This is a genomic window from Salmonella sp. NW645, from assembly GCF_051703725.1.
Taxonomy (GTDB): domain Bacteria; phylum Pseudomonadota; class Gammaproteobacteria; order Enterobacterales; family Enterobacteriaceae; genus Salmonella; species Salmonella enterica.
This window is the reverse complement of the sequence record NZ_JAMMKR010000004.1, coordinates 349,219-363,636: the sequence shown is the minus strand read 5'-3', so window position 1 is coordinate 363,636 and position 14,418 is coordinate 349,219. Positions and strand designations below refer to the sequence as shown.

Annotated in this window: 14 protein-coding genes; 7 read left to right on the top strand and 7 right to left on the bottom strand. The window is 54.1% G+C overall.

Annotated features, from left to right (window positions below; all coding sequences use genetic code 11):
* Positions 1 to 162: 162 nt before the first annotated feature.
* The 3 genes from NA389_RS11395 to cbpA form a co-directional block, all read right to left on the bottom strand.
* Positions 163 to 525 (bottom strand): anti-adapter protein IraM, encoded by a 363-nt coding sequence (locus tag NA389_RS11395; RefSeq protein WP_001537781.1) that lies wholly within the window; start codon positions 523 to 525, stop codon positions 163 to 165.
* A gap of 653 nt (positions 526 to 1,178) precedes the next feature.
* The gene (gene cbpM, locus NA389_RS11390; protein ID WP_001284251.1) at positions 1,179 to 1,484 is read right to left on the bottom strand and encodes a chaperone modulator CbpM; all 306 of its coding nucleotides are present in this window, start codon (positions 1,482 to 1,484) and stop codon (positions 1,179 to 1,181) included.
* On the bottom strand, positions 1,484 to 2,404 hold the full coding sequence (cbpA, locus tag NA389_RS11385) for a curved DNA-binding protein (RefSeq protein WP_000420603.1): 921 nt from the start codon (positions 2,402 to 2,404) through the stop codon (positions 1,484 to 1,486). Before cbpA ends, cbpM begins: the two co-directional genes overlap by 1 nt.
* A gap of 235 nt (positions 2,405 to 2,639) precedes the next feature.
* Between cbpA and NA389_RS11380 the strand changes: the two genes are divergently transcribed.
* From NA389_RS11380 to agp, 5 genes are all read left to right on the top strand, one after another.
* Complete coding sequence (locus NA389_RS11380; RefSeq protein WP_001118907.1) at positions 2,640 to 3,002, top strand: hypothetical protein; 363 nt, start codon at positions 2,640 to 2,642, stop codon at positions 3,000 to 3,002.
* A 48-nt stretch (positions 3,003 to 3,050) separates the two neighbouring features.
* Positions 3,051 to 4,937, top strand: coding sequence for a protein-disulfide reductase DsbD family protein (locus NA389_RS11375; protein WP_000972972.1), 1,887 nt, complete (start codon positions 3,051 to 3,053; stop codon positions 4,935 to 4,937).
* Positions 4,934 to 5,557, top strand: coding sequence for a DsbA family protein (locus tag NA389_RS11370; RefSeq protein WP_000876694.1), 624 nt, complete (start codon positions 4,934 to 4,936; stop codon positions 5,555 to 5,557). The genes NA389_RS11375 and NA389_RS11370 overlap by 4 nt, the downstream gene beginning before the upstream one ends.
* Complete coding sequence (locus tag NA389_RS11365; RefSeq protein WP_000907525.1) at positions 5,547 to 6,053, top strand: protein disulfide oxidoreductase; 507 nt, start codon at positions 5,547 to 5,549, stop codon at positions 6,051 to 6,053. The genes NA389_RS11370 and NA389_RS11365 overlap by 11 nt, the downstream gene beginning before the upstream one ends.
* Before the next feature lie 132 nt (positions 6,054 to 6,185).
* Positions 6,186 to 7,427 (top strand): bifunctional glucose-1-phosphatase/inositol phosphatase, encoded by a 1,242-nt coding sequence (gene agp, locus NA389_RS11360; protein ID WP_000749201.1) that lies wholly within the window; start codon positions 6,186 to 6,188, stop codon positions 7,425 to 7,427.
* Positions 7,428 to 7,460: 33 nt separating this feature from the next.
* On the opposite strand, the gene NA389_RS11355 is transcribed toward agp, so the two are convergent.
* Together NA389_RS11355 and wrbA are read right to left on the bottom strand one after the other, a co-directional pair.
* A complete protein-coding gene (locus NA389_RS11355) occupies positions 7,461 to 7,688 on the bottom strand; it encodes a YccJ family protein (RefSeq protein WP_001143125.1) in 228 nt (75 codons plus the stop codon).
* Between the two features lie 20 nt (positions 7,689 to 7,708).
* Complete coding sequence (wrbA, locus tag NA389_RS11350) at positions 7,709 to 8,305, bottom strand: NAD(P)H:quinone oxidoreductase (protein WP_001062898.1); 597 nt, start codon at positions 8,303 to 8,305, stop codon at positions 7,709 to 7,711.
* A 384-nt stretch (positions 8,306 to 8,689) separates the two neighbouring features.
* Here wrbA and NA389_RS11345 point away from each other — a divergent pair, with 384 nt between their 5' ends.
* Together NA389_RS11345 and rutR are read left to right on the top strand one after the other, a co-directional pair.
* The gene (locus NA389_RS11345; RefSeq protein WP_001273663.1) at positions 8,690 to 8,857 is read left to right on the top strand and encodes a general stress protein; all 168 of its coding nucleotides are present in this window, start codon (positions 8,690 to 8,692) and stop codon (positions 8,855 to 8,857) included.
* A 136-nt stretch (positions 8,858 to 8,993) separates the two neighbouring features.
* Complete coding sequence (gene rutR, locus NA389_RS11340; protein ID WP_000083128.1) at positions 8,994 to 9,632, top strand: HTH-type transcriptional regulator RutR; 639 nt, start codon at positions 8,994 to 8,996, stop codon at positions 9,630 to 9,632.
* Here the strand turns inward: rutR and NA389_RS11335 are convergent.
* Together NA389_RS11335 and putA are read right to left on the bottom strand one after the other, a co-directional pair.
* Positions 9,629 to 10,024 carry a lysozyme inhibitor LprI family protein gene (locus NA389_RS11335; protein ID WP_000821064.1) on the bottom strand — a complete coding sequence of 132 codons (396 nt, stop codon included), beginning with the start codon at positions 10,022 to 10,024 and terminating at the stop codon, positions 9,629 to 9,631. The genes rutR and NA389_RS11335 overlap by 4 nt on opposite strands.
* A 58-nt stretch (positions 10,025 to 10,082) precedes the next feature.
* Complete coding sequence (gene putA, locus NA389_RS11330; protein ID WP_000537519.1) at positions 10,083 to 14,045, bottom strand: trifunctional transcriptional regulator/proline dehydrogenase/L-glutamate gamma-semialdehyde dehydrogenase; 3,963 nt, start codon at positions 14,043 to 14,045, stop codon at positions 10,083 to 10,085.
* Positions 14,046 to 14,418 lie beyond the last annotated feature (373 nt).

The following is a 14,418-nucleotide window of genomic DNA, read 5'->3' as shown; positions in this document are numbered from 1 at the left end:
TCCTCTGTACCGGCTCCTCGTTGCCAAAGTGAAGGTTAGATTAAACGAATCAAAAAATATCCGAACTGTACAATTTTTATATCAAACATATTTAACTGCAAAATACTGCAAACGTGCGCGAATATACTTAATCAGTAATATGGCTAATGCATACTTTATTTCCTAAACTTTCTTATTATCTATTTGAATATTTCTGGTTAAACCAAATGGACAAACGGATACCAGACACTCGAAAGGATAACTGCAGGCTTCTGGTTTAGGATTGCAGTTACCAGGACAGTGGCTATTTTCTTTAAGCGATTTCCATAGAACAGGATTAAACCTGGTAACGTTGTAAACAGTAACGGGATAAAGTTTATCGTTTATTAAGACCCCCTTATTAAAGGGGATGATAATGCTACCTGGAGGCATGTAAACATCTGCCTGATACCATAAGGTCAATCTAAGATTTTTTAGGCTATGTATGCATGAGAACGATACTCCGGTAGAGGGACTTATAACTGTATCAACGACCTTCCATTCCATTACAGAAACCTTTTAAGTGAAATAGTCAATGGTGTAAATTACATTTTCCGCAAGCCTATTCAGGATAGATGAAAATCTGAGAAACATAACTCGTTGAAAACGATCGTTTTTTATTGACCACTCTATTTATATTGATTTTTTAATAAGTTATTTATTTTATGCTCTTATTTTGTTTACATTCTATTACATTTTTGTATTTTATACGTGGTGTAAATATTGGGCGGCAGTGGATGTTATAACGCTCAATTATTAAACTGTAAGTGACTGTTGTATTTCTTATTTATAAATACTGCAACCTGTAAGCGCAGCGGTACATTTTACCCGGCATTGACAGGGAGAAGGTACGTATCAACCAGAGAGTACAAAACAGTGAAAGAATATATTCTTCAGGCAATAAATGATCGCTAACGTGTAAAAATAACCGACGTATCTAAAAAATGTGAACTTGTGGCTGGTCTTTATTTAAACGATGATCTTCGCAATGGCGCATTAATGGCTGACATTGGCGGTTCGTTGATCGGGTTGTGCGCGGTGAAAGGCTATATTTCTTCCGTTGGGGGAAGTATGTCAGAGGCATTCTGGTATTATACCGGGTGCATGTAAATCCGGGGCGGGCAGAAAGCCCACCCTCGGTTTATTGCCTTTATCGTGGATTAGGGATGCGAGATAAAGCGAGAAAGGCGTTGCAGCAGTAACCGGTTTTCTTCGCGCAGCCGTGAATTCTCTTCCAGCAGCGTTAACGCGACCGCGATCCCAGGCCAGTCGAGCGCCAGCTCCTCGCGTAAGCGTAGCGCGCGTTGTACCACGCTCGCTGCGCGATCGTCGAATTGCCAGTCGGCGTTATCGTCTTCGTAAGGCTCAATTACGCCAAGTCCGACGATTTCGTTTAGCTCCTCTTCCGTCACGCCGGTGTGCAAACAAAATTCGGTGATGGTAAAGGTGACAGTGATGTTAGCCATTATGCTTTCCCCCATTGCTGGCGTGGGTCAAAGGACGACTGCGCGTCCGCCAGTTGTTGCCACAGGGCAGCTGTTTTCTCGTCAGGTTTCGGCGGCATAACGATTTTGATGATGGCATAGAGATCGCCAGTGTGCTTTTTACTGGCTAATCCTTTTCCTTTGATACGCAGCCGCTGACCTGCCTGGCTGCCGGGGGGAATGGTCAGCAAAATACGCTCTTTAAGCGTTGGCACAGACACCTTCGCGCCGAGCGCCGCCTCCCATGGGGCAAGCGGAAGGACGACTTCCAGATCCTGATTGACGATATCAAAGAGCGGATGCGGGGCAATATGGATAACGAGCCATAAATCGCCATTGGGTCCGCCGTTTTCCCCCGGCGTGCCCTGGCCTTTCAGTCTGATTCGTTGCCCGTTGCTGACGCCAGCCGGGATTTTCACATTCAATGTTTTGGGAATTTCCCGCTCCACCAGACCGAACGCGTTATAAACGGGGACGGAATAGCTAATCGTACGCTGGTGCTCTTCCAGCGTTTCTTCCAGGAATACCGCCACTTCAATTTCGATATCATGACCGCGTGCGGCGTGGCGGTGGTGCGAATGGCGACCGTGCTGACCAAAAATAGACGAGAAAATATCATCAAAATCTTCGGCGTTATACGGTTGGCCTTCGTGTTGCTGGAACTGGCGATTAAATTGTGGATCGTTACGGTGTTGCCATAACTGGTCATACTCGGCGCGCCGTTGCTCATCACTCAGCACTTCCCATGCTTCAGCAACCTCTTTGAAACGGGCTTCGGCATCGGGTTCTTTGCTGACATCTGGATGGTACTTGCGGGCCAGTCGGCGATAGGCGGTCTTAATCGTCTTGAGATCGTCCGTCGGTTTCACGCCCATAATGGCGTAATAATCCTTAAGTTCCATAGCATCATCTCGCTAAATCAATACATACAGAAGGGACCCCAAAAAGGTTTCTCCACTAAGTGTAGGGTAAACCTGAAAAGTGCGTATGAAAACACCAGTTATATCATTAGTAAGAATAAATTACGTTGTTCGACTATCAGAAGGTTGCGCAGCGCGCCGACATAACTTTACAGGGGAAAGGTTGCCAAAACCGCGCCAGTGGCTAAGATAACTCGCGTTAAACAGTGAGGGCGCAATGGCGAAACAACAACGGATGGGCTGGTGGTTTCTTTGCCTTGCATGTGTCGTGGTAATGGTTTGTACCGCGCAACGCATGGCGGGCCTGCACGCCTTGCAGATGCAGGCGACGGCCTCTTCAGTGGTGGTGAGCGCTCCCTCTTCGACAGATGACGGCTCGCCGGTCACTCCCTGTGAATTAAGCGCCAAGTCGCTGCTGGCGGCGCCTCCGGTACTCTTTGAAGGCGCTATCCTTGCGCTTTGTCTACTGCTTTCCTTACTGGCGCCTGTCCGGATCATGCGCCTGCCGTTTTCGCCTCCACGGGCTATTTCGCCGCCCACATTACGGGTACATCTACGATTTTGTGTCTTCCGTGAATGACAGACCGGTTATTGCTAACGGTTAATTACTCATTCACGGAGAAAAAATATGATGATTTTGTTCAGGCGGATACTGTTCTGCCTGTTATGGCTTTGGCTGCCCGTCTCCTGGGCGGCGGAAAGCGGCTGGCTGCGTTCGCCCGATAACGACCATGCCAGCATACGGCTACGTGCCGATACGTCCGCTAACGGTGAGACCCGGCTGTTGCTGGATGTCAAACTGGAAAACGGCTGGAAAACCTACTGGCGCGCGCCGGGGGAAGGGGGCGTGGCACCCTCTATCGCCTGGAAAGGCGACATGCCTGAGGTAAGCTGGTTCTGGCCAACCCCCTCGCGCTTTGATGTGGCGAATATCACCACCCAGGGATATCACGACGAGGTGACCTTTCCGATGATCGTGCGCGGTACGCCGCCGGCGACCTTGAGCGGCGTGTTGACGTTATCAACCTGCAGCAATGTTTGTCTGTTGACCGATTACCCCTTTTCCGTGACGCCCACTGTGCAGAATGCCGATTTTGCCCATGACTATGCGCGGGCGATGGGTAAAGTTCCGCTCCGCAGTGGGCTAACGGACTCGCTTGAGGTCGGCTATCGCCCGGGAGAACTGGTGGTCACTGCTACGCGAGCGGCGGGCTGGTCATCGCCCGGGCTCTATCTTGACACCATAGATGACGTCGATTTTGCGAAGCCTCGCCTGCGCGTAGAGGGCGACAGGTTACAGGCGACGGTGCCGGTGACGGACAGTTGGGGCGAAAAGGCGCCCGATTTGCGCAACAAATCGCTGACCCTCGTGTTAGCCGATGGCGCTATCGCCCAGGAGAGCACGCAAACCATTGGCGCTGCGCCAGCGCAAACGCCGGACAATGCGGCGCTACCTTTCTGGCAAGTTGTAATGATGGCGCTGATCGGCGGACTGATTCTTAATTTAATGCCCTGCGTGCTGCCGGTTCTGGGCATGAAACTTGGCTCTATTTTATTGGTAGAGGAAAAAAGCCGCTCTCACATCAGGCGACAATTTTTGGCTTCGGTCGCCGGTATCATTGCGTCATTTATGGCGCTGGCGGCGTTTATGACCCTCCTTCGCCTGTCAAACCATGCGCTGGCCTGGGGGGTCCAGTTCCAGAATGCATGGTTTATTGGTTTTATGGCTCTGGTGATGTTGTTGTTTAGCGCCAGCCTGTTCGGGCTTTTTGAGTTCAGGCTTCCCTCATCTATGACCACGAAACTGGCCACTTACGGCGGTAACGGTATGTCGGGACATTTCTGGCAGGGGGCGTTCGCCACGCTGCTGGCGACGCCTTGTAGCGCGCCGTTTCTGGGTACGGCGGTGGCGGTGGCGCTCACGGCGTCGTTGCCGACGCTATGGGGGCTGTTCCTTGCGCTTGGCCTGGGAATGAGCGCGCCGTGGCTACTGGTCGCGATACGACCAGGGCTTGCGCTACGTTTACCGCGCCCCGGGCGTTGGATGAATGTCCTGCGCAGGATCCTCGGTCTGATGATGCTGGGGTCGGCTATCTGGCTGGCGACGTTACTCCTGCCGCATTTCGGCTTCACTGCGTCAAAGAGCGCGCAAGACACGGTTCAGTGGCAACCGTTGAGTGAACAGGCAATCCAGTCGGCGCTGGCGCAGCATAAGCGGGTATTTGTCGATGTTACTGCGGACTGGTGTATTACCTGTAAAGTGAATAAATACAACGTCCTGCAAAAAGAGGATGTGCAGGACGCCTTGCAACAGCCGGATGTTGTGGCGCTGCGGGGAGACTGGACGCTGCCGTCCGATGCCATTACAGATTTTCTGAAAACGCGTGGTCAGGTCGCCGTGCCGTTTAATCAGGTATATGGCCCCGGCTTGCCGGAAGGGGAGGCACTGCCCACTTTGCTGACCCGCGATGCGGTATTACAAACGTTGAAAAAAGCGAAAGGAATAACCCAATGAAATACATGATTGTTTTACTGCTGGCGCTGTTTTCGACGCTGAGCATCGCGCAAGAAACCGCCCCTTTTACGCCGGATCAGGAAAAGCAGATTGAAAATCTGATCCATGCGGCGTTGTTTAACGATCCTGCCAGCCCGCGGATAGGCACTAAACACCCTAAGCTGACGCTGGTGAACTTTACGGATTACAACTGCCCGTACTGCAAACAGCTCGATCCGATGCTGGAAAAGATTGTGCAGAAATATCCTGACGTTGCGGTCATTATTAAACCGCTGCCATTCAAAGGAGAGAGCTCCGTACTGGCGGCGCGTATTGCGCTGACCACCTGGCGCGAGCATCCGCAACAGTTCCTCGCGCTACATGAAAAACTCATGCAAAAGCGCGGTTACCATACGGATGACAGTATTAAACAGGCCCAGCAGAAAGCAGGGGCTACGCCAGTGACGCTGGATGAAAAAAGCATGGAAACGATACGCACTAATTTGCAGTTGGCAAGGCTGGTCGGCGTGCAAGGAACGCCAGCGACGATCATTGGCGACGAGCTGATTCCGGGCGCAGTGCCCTGGGATACGCTGGAAGCGGTGGTGAAAGAAAAACTGGCGGCTGCCAATGGCGGGTAAACTGCGGCGTTGGCTGCGTGAAGCCGCGGTTTTTCTGGCGCTCCTCATCGCGATAATGGTGGTCATGGACGTCTGGCGCGCGCCGCAGGCGCCTCCGGCGTTTGCCGCGACACCGTTACATACGCTGACGGGAGAGTCGACAACTCTGGCGACATTGAGCGAAGAACGCCCCGTACTGCTCTATTTTTGGGCCAGCTGGTGCGGGGTATGCCGCTTTACTACGCCTACGGTCGCTCGTCTGGCGGCGGAAGGGGAAAACGTCATGACCGTTGCGCTCCGCTCCGGCGATGACGCTGAGGTTGCCCGCTGGCTGGCGCGCAAGGGCGTTGACTTTCCGGTCGTCAATGATGCTAATGGCGCCTTATCTGCTGGCTGGGAAATCAGCGTGACGCCAACGCTGGTGGTGGTTTCACAAGGTCGGGTTGTGTTCACCACCAGCGGCTGGACCAGCTATTGGGGCATGAAGCTTCGGCTGTGGTGGGCAAAAACGTTCTGAATATGCGCCGGGGTTTCCCGGCGCTAACGCGTTTACTGTAAGAAAAACCCCCGTTTTGCGAAATCGTTCCCGGAAAAATGATCCATTTCTGTCACACTCAGAACGATTTGATAACAATAAGAGGTCATAGGGATGAAAAAATCATTACTCGCTGTTGCTGTGGCAGGGGCTGTTTTGTTGTCATCCGCCGTACAGGCGCAGACAACGCCGGAGGGTTATCAATTACAACAGGTGCTGATGATGAGCCGCCATAATCTGCGGGCACCGCTGGCGAATAATGGCAGCGTACTGGCGCAGTCGACGCCGAATGCCTGGCCGGCGTGGGACGTTCCCGGCGGGCAACTGACGACGAAAGGCGGCGTGCTGGAAGTCTATATGGGACACTACACACGTGAATGGCTGGTCGCGCAGGGGCTGATACCGTCGGGAGAATGTCCGGCACCCGACACGGTATATGCCTATGCGAATAGTTTGCAGCGCACCGTCGCCACCGCGCAATTTTTCATTACCGGCGCTTTCCCCGGCTGTGATATTCCTGTTCATCATCAGGAAAAAATGGGCACTATGGATCCTACCTTCAATCCGGTGATTACCGATGATTCCGCCGCGTTCCGGCAACAGGCCGTACAGGCGATGGAAAAGGCGCGTAGTCAGCTACATCTTGATGAGAGTTATAAACTGCTTGAGCAGATAACGCATTATCAGGACTCGCCGTCCTGCAAAGAGAAGCATCAGTGTTCGCTAATCGACGCGAAAGATACCTTCAGCGCGAACTATCAGCAAGAGCCTGGCGTGCAGGGGCCGCTGAAAGTAGGGAACTCGCTGGTGGATGCGTTTACCCTGCAATATTACGAAGGGTTTCCGATGGATCAGGTCGCCTGGGGCGGGATCCACACCGATCGGCAGTGGAAAGTGCTGTCAAAACTGAAAAACGGCTATCAGGACAGCCTGTTTACCTCACCCACGGTGGCGCGCAATGTCGCTGCGCCGCTGGTGAAATATATCGATAAGGTGCTGGTTGCCGATCGCGTTAGCGCGCCGAAGGTGACCGTGCTGGTGGGGCATGACTCCAATATCGCGTCGCTGCTGACGGCGCTGGATTTTAAACCCTATCAGCTCCATGACCAGTATGAGAGAACGCCGATTGGCGGCCAGCTTGTCTTCCAACGCTGGCATGACGGCAACGCTAACCGGGATTTGATGAAAATCGAGTATGTCTACCAGAGCGCCCGGCAGTTACGCAATGCGGAAGCGTTAACGCTCAAATCGCCCGCGCAAAGGGTAACCCTGGAACTGAAAGGATGTCCGGTGGATGCGAACGGCTTCTGTCCGCTGGATAAGTTCGATAACGTCATGAACACTGCCGCAAAATAGCCGTATGCCCCCGCGCAGGCGGGGGCGTTTGTGTTATACGTTCTTACGTTCGATGATTTGTTCGCCCCAGAAGAGCGAGTCTTTGTCCGTTTTCTCAAAGGCTTTGATCAGCACCTCATCGCTACCTTCTTCCCATATTTTTTCTGCCAGTTTCTCGTCATAGTGAGCGACTTCAAAAATGGCTTCGGCAATTTCCGGCGACGTATTACGCAGGCTTGCCCATTCGCCGACGCGGTGCGCTTTTGCTTCTTGAGTTGGCATTCGAATCCTCCTGTTGAAGATTAGCCGTTGAGTTTGACTGCCAGACCGGCGACGTATTCCCCCTGATAGCGAGCGATAGAGAGTTCCTCCTGGCTTGGTTGACGCGAACCGTCGCCTCCGGCGATAGTCGTTGCGCCGTAAGGCGTGCCGCCGCGAACCTGGGAGACGTCAAACAGTTCCTGTGCGGCATAGCCTATCGGGACAATCACCATCCCATGATGGGCAAGCGTAGTCCAGGTCGAGGTGATCGTCTGCTCCTGGCCGCCGCCCGTTCCGGTAGAACTGAACACGCTGCCGAGCTTGCCGTATAGCGCGCCGGATGCCCACAGTCCGCCGGTTTGGTCCAGGAAGGTACGCATCTGGCCTGACATATTGCCAAACCGGGTTGGCGTACCAAAAATAATGGCATCGTAATCCGCCAGCTCCTGTGGGGTGGCAACCGGTGCGTTTTGCGTTTTACCGCCAGCTTTTGCGAAGATTTCAGGCGGCATTGTTTCTGGCACACGCTTTATAATGACCTCTGCGCCGTCGACTTTCTTTGCCCCTTCCGCCACCGCGTGCGCCATGGTTTCAATGTGTCCGTACATGGAATAATAGAGCACCAGAATCTTTGCCATTTGTACTACTCCTCAGATTAATCAGGTGTGTAGCGATTCGCTACGTCTATTTAAAGATATGCTCTCCTGTGAAGAGTGCAAATTTCAGCGCCATTTCTTTGATTTATAACAATAATTAATTTGGCGACCTTTGTTGCAAAATGATACATTTTTAAGCGCTTTGATTTTTCTAAATATAAGAATAACTTATTTATTTCTTATGGTTATTATTCTGCATATTCGGCTTCTGATGTTGCAGAATATTTCGGTAAGCGGCCTACCACGGCGTTTTTCACTATGCTTAATGTTACGCGGCGTTACTGATGATATCGTTCATACGCTGCGCGAGGAGATACTCCTCATTACCTATGCAATATGATGTCTAATCTATGACGGAGGTCAGTAATGGCAAACCATCGTGGCGGTTCCGGTAATTTTGCGGAAGACCGCGAAAGAGCATCAGAAGCAGGTCGTAAAGGTGGTCAGCACAGCGGGGGCAATTTTAAGAATGACCCGCAGCGTGCATCCGAAGCAGGCAAAAAAGGGGGCAAAAGCAGTAACCGTAATAGCTAGCCTGCGTCACAACAGCAAGACGCTGAGCGTTTCGCGCTAAAAAGCGTCATGCGCCACCGCCGCCGGATTTCCGGCGGTTTTTTTGTTTATAAGCCGGATTTGGTATGCTTGCGTCCTGACAAAAAGGAGAGGGCGCATGTCGCAACGCACAGAGAAAAAAATCGGGAAACGCTCGCAGGCCACCGGTGCAAAACGGCAGCTTATCTTAACCGCCGCGCTTGCTGTTTTTTCCCAGTATGGCATTCATGGCGCGCGTCTTGAGCAGGTCGCCGAGCGGGCAGGCGTCTCCAAAACCAATCTGCTTTATTATTATCCCTCGAAAGAGGCGCTGTATGTCGCGGTAATGCGACAGATCCTGGATGTCTGGCTGGCGCCGCTCAAGGCGTTTCGCGCAGAATTTTCCCCTCTGGAGGCCATCAAAGAGTATATCCGTCTCAAGCTGGAAGTTTCGCGTGATTATCCGCAGGCGTCGCGGCTCTTCTGCATGGAGATGCTGGCGGGCGCGCCGCTCTTAATGGAGGAACTGACCGGCGATCTAAAAGCGTTGATAGATGAAAAATCCGCGCTGATTGCCGGATGGGTGCACAGCGGGAAACTGGCGCCCGTCTCCCCGCACCATTTGATCTTCATGATTTGGGCCGCCACGCAACATTACGCCGATTTTGCCCCTCAGGTTGAAGCGGTAACCGGCGCGACGCTTCGCGATGAAGCCTTTTTCAACCAAACGGTCGAAAGCGTTCAGCGCATTATTATTGAAGGGATTCGCGTGCGTTAACCGGCAGGCGGCAGTGGGCAGCTCAAATCCCCCTCTTCACATTGCAGCAGCGAGGCTAAAAACGCTTCGCGTTCGTTCGTTTTATCGGTCAGGCACTGGCTGGCGATCATGGGTTGCACGCTGCCGCCCTCCGTACCTGAACGAATCAGAGCGCAATCGGCGTCGCGCAGGGCAATCCATGCCACCTGCGCTTTTTGCAACAGCTCGCGCTGCGGCGGTTGCGCACGCTTAAGCGCGCTTTGATAGGTTTCGTTCAGCTTTTTATCTGCCGCCTGGTATTGCGCGGCGGCGCAGCGATTCATTTCCAGCTGCGTACTGGCGCTGGCGCACTCATCAGCCAACGCCTGACTGCTGAACAACAACGCAGCGCAGGTAAGGAAAATTCGTTTCATACGGTCCTCTGACGCGAGTAAAAAGGCTCCATTGACGGAGCCTTAATTAACCACAGTATTAGCCAATTGTCATCAGGCTGGCATTACCGCCAGCGGCGGCAGTGTTTACGCTCAGCGAACGTTCAATATAGAGCCGTTCCAGCAGCATATTGCTTTCGCCGCGGGCGAACCCCTGTACCGACACTATCGCGCCTTCGCGGGCGGCGACGGCTTCGCACACGGTTCGTAGCTTGTCGGAGTCGCCGTGGAAAATCACCGCGTCAAACGGCTGCGCCATCAGTGTTTCCGCTTTCGCAAACTGGACACGCGCCGCGACGGCGGCGGGGAGACGTTTCGCCAGATCGCGGTGGAAGGCGTCGTCTGACCATAGCGCCTGACTGCCGACGGCGAGAACGGCGGCAAGCTGTGTCAGCGCATCCTGTTCATCATCAGCCAGGCATAACACCCGTTCACGCGGCAATAGCGTCCAGGTATTACGCTCGCCGGTCGGTCCCGGTAGCAGGCGCTGCGTGCCGGCCTGCGCCAGATCGGCGAATTGTCGGCAGAGCGTCTGTAGCGCCGGGCGATCCGCCGCCCATTGCGTCAGGGCGGTCAACGGCGCGAGTAGCGTGGTTTTAAGCTGCGCATCCACCGGGTAGCGCGCATCCTGACGAGTCAGCGTCGTATTGAGAGCATTGGGCGGGCGGTGTGCCAGCAGGCGGTAGAGATAGAGCGGCCCCCCCGCTTTTGGCCCGGTACCGGACAGGCCTTCGCCGCCAAACGGCTGGACGCCGACAACCGCGCCCACCATATTACGGTTAACGTACAGGTTGCCGACATGGGCGGAACCGGTGACTTGCGCAATGGTTTCATCAATACGGGTATGTACGCCCAGCGTTAGCCCGTAGCCGGAAGCGTTAATCTGTTCGATAAGCTCCGCCAGTTGGTTACGGTTATAACGCACGACATGCAGCACGGGCCCGAAGACCTCTTTTTCCAGTTCTGCGAAGTTTTCCAACTCAATAAGCGTGGGCATAACAAACGTACCGGTCTGCCATTCCTGCGCGTCATCGTTGTTTTCACGCGCGGCCTGGAAAACCGGGCGGCCTTTGGCGCGCATCGTCTGGATATGACGCTCGATGTTGGCTTTGGCCTCGCTATCAATCACCGGCCCGATATCGGTCGTCAGACGGCCTGGATTCCCCATCCGACACTCCGCCATCGCGCCGCGTAACATTTTCAGCGTATGTTCGGCGATATCGTCCTGCAAACACAGCACGCGGAGCGCGGAACAGCGTTGTCCGGCGCTGTCGAAAGCGGAAGCCAGCACATCCACGACCACCTGCTCGGTGAGCGCGGAAGAGTCGACAATCATAGCGTTCATACCGCCAGTTTCCGCAATCAACGGAATAGGGCGGCCCTGGGCGTCAAGACGCGTGGCGATGTTGCGCTGCAACAACGTCGCGACCTCCGTGGAACCGGTAAACATCACGCCGCGTACACGCGCATCGGCGGTAAGCTGGGCGCCGACGGTTTCTCCCCGTCCCGGCAACAGTTGCACGACGCCCGGCGGTACGCCCGCTTCCAGCAAAATGGCAATGCCCTGGGCGGCAATCAGCGATGTCTGCTCTGCCGGTTTCGCCAGAACGCTGTTACCTGCCGCCAGCGCGGCGGCGATTTGGCCGGTGAAAATGGCCAGCGGGAAGTTCCACGGACTGATACAGACCACCGGCCCTAACGGGCGATGCGTTTCGTTATCGAAATCGTCACGCACTTGACCGGCATAATAATGGAGGAAGTCTACCGCTTCGCGCACTTCGGCAATGGCGTTGCTGAACGTTTTCCCCGCTTCGCGCACCAACAGGCCAATCAACTGCTGCATTTGGTCTTCCATCAATACCGCCGCCCGCTGCAAAATGGCGGCGCGTTCTTGCGGCGGCGTCGCAAACCAAACCGGCGCCTGATTGACCGCGTTTTGCAATGCCTGTTCAACCTCGCTTTCTGTCGCTTCGCGTCCCCAGCCGACAATATCTTTCGGTTCCGCCGGGTTGATAACCGGCGTCATCTCACCGTCGGCCACCGGTTGTTCCAGCACAGGTTTGGCCTGCCATTTCTGCATGGCGTTGCTTAACAGGGCAGAAGAAAGCGAGGCGAGGCGATGTTCATTCGCTAAATCAAGTCCGGCGGAGTTTATCCGACCTTCGCCGTACAGATCGCGCGGCAGCGGAATTTTCGGATGCGGTATGCCAGCCTGACCTTCCTGCTGCGCCAGTTTTTCCACGGCCTCGACCGGGTCGGCCACCAGTTCATCGAGCGGTAGGGTGGCATCGGCGATGCGGTTGACAAAAGAGGTGTTGGCGCCGTTTTCCAGCAGGCGTCGTACCAGATAGGCCAGCAGGGTTTCGTGCGTTCCCACCGGCGCGTAAATACGGCAGGGACGGTTAAGTTTTCCGTCCGCCACTTTACCGGTGACCTGTTCATACAGCGGTTCGCCCATGCCGTGCAGGCACTGGAATTCGTACTGACCCGGATAGTAATTTTGCCCGGCCAGATGATAAATCGCCGCCAGTGTGTGTGCGTTATGGGTCGCGAACTGCGGGTAGATCAGATTAGGGACGGCGAGCAATTTTTTCGCACAGGCCAGATAAGAGACATCGGTATACACTTTGCGGGTATAAACCGGATAGCCCTCCAGCCCTTCCATTTGCGCGCGTTTGATCTCGCTATCCCAGTAGGCGCCTTTCACCAGACGAATCATCAGCCGACGGCGGCTACGGGAGGCCAGATCGACTAAATAATCAATGACCAGCGGGCAGCGTTTCTGGTAAGCCTGGATCACAAAGCCAATGCCGTTCCAGCCCGCCAGTTCGGGTTCGAAGCAGAGTTTTTCCAGCAGATCGAGCGAGATCTCCAGACGATCCGCCTCTTCGGCGTCGATATTGAGACCGATATCATACTGGCGCGCCAGCAGCGTCAGGGATTTCAGGCGCGGATAAAGCTCCTCCATTACCCGATCGTATTGCGCGCGACTATAGCGTGGATGCAGGGCGGACAGCTTAATCGAGATGCCTGGCCCTTCGTAAATACCGCGACCGTTAGACGCTTTGCCGATGGCATGAATCGCTTGCTGGTAAGAAACCATATAGGCCTGCGCATCGGCGGCGGTTAACGCGGCTTCGCCCAGCATATCGTAAGAATAGCGGAACCCTTTCTCTTCCAGTTTTCGGGCATTCGCCAGCGCCTGAGCAATGGTTTCGCCAGTCACGAACTGCTCGCCCATTAAACGCATCGCCATGTCGACGCCTTTGCGGATTAACGGTTCGCCGCTCTTGCCGATAATGCGGTTCAGCGAGCGTGAAAGATTAGCTTCGTTATGCGTTGAGACCAGTCGGCCGGTAAAGAGCAGCCCCCAGGTGGCGGCGTTTACAAACAGCGACGGGCTACGGCCAATATGCGACTGCCAGTTGCCATTACTGATTTTGTCGCGAATTAACGCATCGCGCGTAGCTTTGTCGGGAATACGCAGCAGCGCTTCCGCCAGACACATCAGCGCAACACCTTCTTGCGAAGAGAGGGAAAACTCCTGCAACAGGCCTTGTACCATACCCGCGCGACCGCTGGCGGATTTTTGATTGCGCAATTTCTCCGCCAGTTGATACGCCAGTTTATGCGCCTGCTCAGCGACAGGCGGCGACAGGCGCGCCTGTTCCACTAGCATTGACACCGCATCGGTTTCCGGGCGGCGCCAGGCGGCAGTGATGGCGGCGCGAGAGACGGATTGGGGAAGAATCTGTTCGGCAAACTCCAGAAAGGGCTGATGCGGCTCATCCTGCGGCGCGACCGGCTCCTCGCTTTCATTTGCCGCGCCGGCAAACAGCGCAGGTAGCTCCGGTAGCGTATCGCTATTTTCCAGCTTGTCCAGATAGCTAAAGATTGCCTGTTTTATTAACCAGTGCGGCGTGCGATCGATACGCGAGGCGGCCATTTTGATCCGTTCGCGCGTGGCGTCGTCCAGCTTAACCCCCATCGTGGTGGTTCCCATACCCTCTACTCCTGTTATTCGCTCTATCTGCTAACCAATAGTTAGCGGAAAATATCCACTATGTTGCAACTTTGTGCAACCGCGTTAAATGTGACCTGCGTTGCAAGCTTAAAAATGAATAAATTGTTAAAAAAAGAAAGTGGGAGTCTGACGGGGAAAACCATCTGGATTTATTTTCTCTGCGGTAGTTAACACTTTTAAAAGGTGCAACCGCAAAAAATGTGAGAGAGTGCAACCTGGAGAAAAATAGTATCCCTCTGCAATCAAATTTGATGTAAATGGTGTGTTAAATCGATTGTGAATAACCACCGCTTCCGGCAGGATACGGTCGCCCTGGTAAACATAACACCCTTGCCACGTTCCGGCAGGGTAC

What these genes read in the sequence shown, in the direction of transcription:
- NA389_RS11395 (WP_001537781.1), bottom strand. Translation starts at nt 525, where the DNA reads ATGGAATGGAAGGTCGTTGATACAGTTATAAGTCCCTCTACCGGAGTA.
- cbpM (WP_001284251.1), bottom strand. Translation starts at nt 1,484, where the DNA reads ATGGCTAACATCACTGTCACCTTTACCATCACCGAATTTTGTTTGCAC.
- cbpA (WP_000420603.1), bottom strand. Translation starts at nt 2,404, where the DNA reads ATGGAACTTAAGGATTATTACGCCATTATGGGCGTGAAACCGACGGAC.
- NA389_RS11380 (WP_001118907.1), top strand. Translation starts at nt 2,640, where the DNA reads ATGGCGAAACAACAACGGATGGGCTGGTGGTTTCTTTGCCTTGCATGT.
- NA389_RS11375 (WP_000972972.1), top strand. Translation starts at nt 3,051, where the DNA reads ATGATGATTTTGTTCAGGCGGATACTGTTCTGCCTGTTATGGCTTTGG.
- NA389_RS11370 (WP_000876694.1), top strand. Translation starts at nt 4,934, where the DNA reads ATGAAATACATGATTGTTTTACTGCTGGCGCTGTTTTCGACGCTGAGC.
- NA389_RS11365 (WP_000907525.1), top strand. Translation starts at nt 5,547, where the DNA reads ATGGCGGGTAAACTGCGGCGTTGGCTGCGTGAAGCCGCGGTTTTTCTG.
- agp (WP_000749201.1), top strand. Translation starts at nt 6,186, where the DNA reads ATGAAAAAATCATTACTCGCTGTTGCTGTGGCAGGGGCTGTTTTGTTG.
- NA389_RS11355 (WP_001143125.1), bottom strand. Translation starts at nt 7,688, where the DNA reads ATGCCAACTCAAGAAGCAAAAGCGCACCGCGTCGGCGAATGGGCAAGC.
- wrbA (WP_001062898.1), bottom strand. Translation starts at nt 8,305, where the DNA reads ATGGCAAAGATTCTGGTGCTCTATTATTCCATGTACGGACACATTGAA.
- NA389_RS11345 (WP_001273663.1), top strand. Translation starts at nt 8,690, where the DNA reads ATGGCAAACCATCGTGGCGGTTCCGGTAATTTTGCGGAAGACCGCGAA.
- rutR (WP_000083128.1), top strand. Translation starts at nt 8,994, where the DNA reads ATGTCGCAACGCACAGAGAAAAAAATCGGGAAACGCTCGCAGGCCACC.
- NA389_RS11335 (WP_000821064.1), bottom strand. Translation starts at nt 10,024, where the DNA reads ATGAAACGAATTTTCCTTACCTGCGCTGCGTTGTTGTTCAGCAGTCAG.
- putA (WP_000537519.1), bottom strand. Translation starts at nt 14,045, where the DNA reads ATGGGAACCACCACGATGGGGGTTAAGCTGGACGACGCCACGCGCGAA.